The 4577-nt window shown below is 67.1% G+C and carries 5 protein-coding genes; 3 read left to right on the top strand and 2 right to left on the bottom strand.

Going from position 1 to position 4577, the window contains the following annotated elements:
- The coding region (locus tag VIR62_RS02545) for a SurA N-terminal domain-containing protein (protein ID WP_431868435.1) at positions 1–821 on the bottom strand (821 nt) is incomplete at its 3' end.
- Between the two features lie 124 nt (positions 822–945).
- Between VIR62_RS02545 and tpiA the strand changes: the two genes are divergently transcribed.
- The 3 genes from tpiA (at position 946) to VIR62_RS02530 (ending at position 4049) form a co-directional block, all read left to right on the top strand.
- A complete protein-coding gene (tpiA, locus tag VIR62_RS02540) occupies positions 946–1686 on the top strand; it encodes a triose-phosphate isomerase (RefSeq protein ID WP_431868434.1) in 741 nt (246 codons plus the stop codon).
- Between the two features lie 164 nt (positions 1687–1850).
- On the top strand, positions 1851–2252 hold the full coding sequence (gene secG / locus VIR62_RS02535) for a preprotein translocase subunit SecG (RefSeq protein ID WP_431868433.1): 402 nt from the start codon (positions 1851–1853) through the stop codon (positions 2250–2252).
- 150 nt (positions 2253–2402) lie between these two features.
- Positions 2403–4049 carry a CTP synthase gene (locus VIR62_RS02530; protein ID WP_431868431.1) on the top strand — a complete coding sequence of 549 codons (1647 nt, stop codon included), beginning with the start codon at positions 2403–2405 and terminating at the stop codon, positions 4047–4049.
- Positions 4050–4268: 219 nt separating this feature from the next.
- Here the strand turns inward: VIR62_RS02530 and VIR62_RS02525 are convergent, their stop codons facing one another.
- Positions 4269–4448: a hypothetical protein gene (locus tag VIR62_RS02525; protein WP_431868429.1), complete on the bottom strand. Its 180-nt coding sequence runs from the start codon at positions 4446–4448 to the stop codon at positions 4269–4271.
- Positions 4449–4577 lie beyond the last annotated feature (129 nt).

Here is a 4577-nt window from a genome sequence, read left to right as displayed (position 1 = left end):
AAGGTCCGTGTCTCCTTGGCGCCATATCGGGCGGCATTGGCCTGATAGAAGGCGGCGATCTCGGCGTCGGTCGGTGCTACATTGGCGACCTGCCCCGCCCCGAAAGTCGCGAAGCGCAGCACGCGGCGCTCGGGGATAGTGTAGCGCGCCTCATTCTCCTTGTAGAAGGCGGCGATCTCGGCGGCGCTCGGCTCGGTGCCCGCGCCCATCGCCTCGGCCGGGACGATGCCGATGCTGCCGGTGCGCTGCTCGAGCAGCAGCGTGGCATATTGGCGCGCCAGTGCGTCCGGAACCTTGGGCGATCCGGCGGCGGGAAGCAGCAGCTGGCGTGCGATCAGCGTGCTCGCGATTTCATTGCGCAAGGTGGCCTCGCTGACATTCTCGCGGGCGAGGGCGGCGCGGAAGGCGTTCTCGTCGAACTGGCCGGCGAGGTTCTGGAAGGCGGGAATGCTGGCGATCTCGCCGTCGACCATGCGCTTGGACGCGACCAGCCCCTGATCGCGACCGAAGACGCCGAGCGCGGTCTGGGAGATCATCTGGTCGATAATCTCGCCGAGGGCGCCGCTCCTCAGGAACGCGCCCATGTCGAGGTCCGGCTGCTGATCGCGCGCCCGGGCGAACTGGCGGTTGGCCTGGTCGGCAACTTCGGTCGATCCGATCCGGCCGCTCCCTACCTCGGCGATGGTGTCGCCGCCGCCGCCAAGATCGCCCAGCCCCCCGCCGCCCGTGCCGAACCCGGTCACCACCATCGCGAACAAGGCGAGGCCGAGGAAGCCGAACAGGATTTTGGACGAAGCGCCGCTACGAAAGATTTTGAGCATGGAGTATCCGGGCTGAAAGCGATGAGCCGAACCTCATAGGAGCGGCAAATGGTCGCGGCAAGCTTGGCGCGCGCCCGACCCCTTGCTAGGCGCGTTATCCCTATACTCGTGAAAAGGAATCGAAGTGCACCGCAAGCTCGTCGTCGGCAACTGGAAGATGAACGGCAATCTCCACCAATTGGGAGAGATCGCCGCCATCGCCAAAGCCGCCAGGAAGGCCGCCGGGGTCGATGTCGCGCTGTGCCCGCCCTTCACCCTGATCGCGCCCGCCGTCGCCCGCTCGAACGGGCTCGCCATCGGTGCGCAGGACGTCCACGCGGCGGAGGAAGGCGCCCATACCGGCAGCGTCTCCGCCGCGATGCTCAAGGAAGCCCATGCCCGCCTCGTCATTGTCGGCCACAGCGAGCGCCGGGCCGAAAATCACGAGACCGACGCCGACGTCCGCGCCAAGGCCGATACGGCGCTGCGCCACGGTCTCCAGGCCATCGTCTGCGTCGGCGAATCCGAGACGGACCGCGCCGCCCGCGATCATGTCGCGGTGGTGACCGGGCAATTGAAGGGCTCGTTGCCCGAGGACGCCCATGAAGGCGAGCTCGTCGTCGCCTATGAGCCGATCTGGGCGATCGGCACCGGCAACGTCGCCACGCCCGACGACGTCGCCGAGATGCACGCCGCCATCCGCGCCGCCCTCGTCGAACGCTTCGGCGAGCGCGGCGGCCGCATCCGCATCCTCTACGGCGGCTCGGTCAAGGCCGACAACGCCGCCGCCATCTTCGCCGTCGAGGACGTCGACGGCGCCCTCGTCGGCGGCGCCAGTCTCACCGCCGCCCAGTTCGTCCCCATCATCCAGGCCGCGGCGGGCTGATCCGGCGGGAAGCGCGCCGGTTGAACCCGGCGTCCGCTTCGACTAGATCGCCCCAATCCGTCATGCCGGCGAAGGCTGGCATCTCGGGACAAGAAGTCACGGCCTTACTCAACCAGACCCCGGCCTTCGCCGGGGTGACGACCAGATCGAAAGTCGCCCGTCTTATGTTCACCTTCCTTCTCATCGTCCAGACGCTGGTCGCCGCTTCGCTGGTCACCGTCATCCTGATGCAGCGTTCGGAAGGCGGCGGCCTCGGTGTCGGCGGTTCGACGTCGGGCCTGATGTCCGCCCGCGGCGCCGCGGATTTCCTGACCCGCGCCACCGCCGTCCTCGCCACCTTGTTCGTGCTGCTTTCGATCGTGCTCGCCGGCCTCGCCGCCGTCGACCGCTCGGGCACCACCAGCATCGACACATCGCTCGCCCGCGAGGCGGCTCCGGCGGCTCCGATCACCGCGCCGGGCGATGTGCCCCTGGCGACCGGCGATCCGCTAGCCGGAATCGCGGCGAAAGCCGATAACGCTCAGGCACCCGCGAACACGCAGGGCGAAGTTCCCCTGGCGGAATAAGCACGCTCCGAGATTCCACCCAACTCTCTCCATCGACGGAAAGGGCGGCGCTAAAATTCCCCTTGCCCCCGATCAAAGTACCACTTTGATCGGAATTCGCGATTCTCGCCCTTGCCCTTTTCCCGCGCCACCGCTTAAGCCTCGTCTCCCATGGCGCGGTTCATTTTTATCACCGGCGGCGTGGTCTCCTCGCTCGGCAAAGGACTCATGGCGGCGTCGCTCGCGGCCCTCCTCCAGGCGCGCGGCTACAAGGTCCGCATCCGCAAGTTCGATCCCTATCTGAACGTCGATCCGGGCACGATGTCGCCTTACCAGCATGGCGAGGTCTACGTCACCGACGACGGCGCCGAGACCGATCTCGACCTGGGGCATTACGAGCGCTTCACCGGCGTCGCCGCCCGCCAGTCGGACAACATCACGACGGGCCGCATCTATTCCAACATCATCGCCCGCGAACGGCGCGGCGACTATCTCGGGGCCACCGTCCAGGTGATCCCGCACGTCACCAACGAGATCAAGGATTTCGCCCGCGCCGACGTCGACGACCTCGATTTCCTCATCTGCGAGATAGGCGGCACGGTCGGCGACATCGAAAGCCTTCCCTTCATGGAGGCGATCCGCCAGCTGAGGAACGATCTCGGCACCGACGAGAGCGGCCGCAAGAACACGGTTAGCATCCACACCACCCTCGTCCCCTATATCGCCGCCGCCGGCGAGCTGAAGACCAAGCCCACGCAGCACAGCGTCCGCGACCTGACCTCGCTCGGCATCCAGCCCGATCTCCTCCTCTGCCGGGTCGATCGCCCTCTGCCCGACGGCGAGCGCGCGAAGATCGCCCAGTTCTGCAATGTCCGGAAGGAAGCGGTCATCCCCGCTCTGGACGCGAAGAGCATCTACGCGGTTCCCCTCCAATACCATCGCGAAGGCCTCGACGCGGAAGTCCTGCGCGCCTTCGGCATCGACGACGCGCCCGATCCGGATCTCTCCCGCTGGGAGGACATCATGGACCGGCAGGAGCATTTCGAGGGCGAGGTGACGATCGGCGTCGTCGGCAAATATGTCGGCCTGCCCGACGCCTACAAGAGCCTGACGGAGGCGCTGATCCACGGCGGCATGGCCAACCGCGTCAAGGTCCGCATCAACTGGCTCGACGCCGAGCTCTTCTCCGACGAGGGCGACAATGTCGCCCCGATGCTGGAGCCCGTCCACGGCATCCTCGTCCCCGGCGGCTTCGGCGAGCGCGGCAGCGAAGGCAAGATCGCCTCCGTCCGCTTCGCCCGCGAGCGCAACGTCCCCTTCTTCGGCATCTGCCTCGGCATGCAGATGGCCTGCATCGACGCCGCCCGCGCCGTCGGCCTCGACAAGGCCAGCACCACCGAATTCGGTTACACCGAGGAGCCCGTCGTCGGCCTCATCACCGAATGGATGAGCAAGGCCGGGCTGGAGCGCCGGGCCGAGGGCGGCAACCTGGGCGGCACCATGCGCCTCGGCGCCTATGACGCGCGCCTCAGCCCCAACAGCCACGTCGCCTCCATCTACAACGCCAACACCATCAGCGAACGCCACCGCCACCGCTACGAAGTCAACGCCCACTACATGCCCAGGCTGGAGGAAGGCGGCCTCATCTTCTCCGGCATGAGCCCCGACGGCGCCTTGCCCGAAATCGTCGAGCGGCCGGACCACCCCTGGTTCGTCGGCGTCCAGTTCCACCCGGAGCTGAAGAGCAAGCCTTTCGATCCGCATCCGCTGTTCGCGAGCTTTATCGAGGCGGCGGTGAAGCAGTCTCGGCTCGTTTAGTCCGCCCTGCGGTAGTGAAGCGAGCGCGGCACGCGGCCGACGGCGGCCGCCTGAGTCGGACCCGACCGGCCGGCGGGGGCGGCTCGCTCGCATCGAGCCGAACCCGTCCGACGTCACGGCCGCCCGTGACGTCCTTTCTCATTTTAGCGACTGGTTTAGTCAGGTCAGCTTTGCGCCTGTTTAGGTCGTTGATGCGACCACGAGCGATCCTGAAAGCCGTCAGGCTCGCTTGCGAAGGCTCCAGCCGATTGTAACCAGGCACGATCCCAACGCGAGCCACGAGACGAGATCGGCCGCGCCGTCACCGACCAGACCGCCGACAAGGCCGATGAGGGTGGCGATGGCAATGATTGCCGGAATGGCGAACACGGGCGTCTGCCGCCTCGCGCCGGGCTTCATGCCGCCCTCCTGATGGGCTCGGCCTCGCTTCCGCCGCCGCTCTCGATCTCGGCCACGATTGCCTCGATTGGGCGCCGGTTCCGGGCAAGCCAGAGATAAAGGCCGCTCGACAAGACGACGATCGTGATG

The sequence above is a fragment of the Allosphingosinicella sp. genome, from assembly GCF_036570505.1.
Classification (GTDB): domain Bacteria; phylum Pseudomonadota; class Alphaproteobacteria; order Sphingomonadales; family Sphingomonadaceae; genus Allosphingosinicella.
Note: the sequence above shows the minus strand (reverse complement) of the source record. Positions and strands in the feature narration are given on the sequence as shown.

What these genes read in the sequence shown, in the direction of transcription:
- secG (WP_431868433.1), top strand. Translation starts at nt 1,851, where the DNA reads ATGTTCACCTTCCTTCTCATCGTCCAGACGCTGGTCGCCGCTTCGCTG.
- VIR62_RS02530 (WP_431868431.1), top strand. Translation starts at nt 2,403, where the DNA reads ATGGCGCGGTTCATTTTTATCACCGGCGGCGTGGTCTCCTCGCTCGGC.
- VIR62_RS02525 (WP_431868429.1), bottom strand. Translation starts at nt 4,448, where the DNA reads ATGAAGCCCGGCGCGAGGCGGCAGACGCCCGTGTTCGCCATTCCGGCA.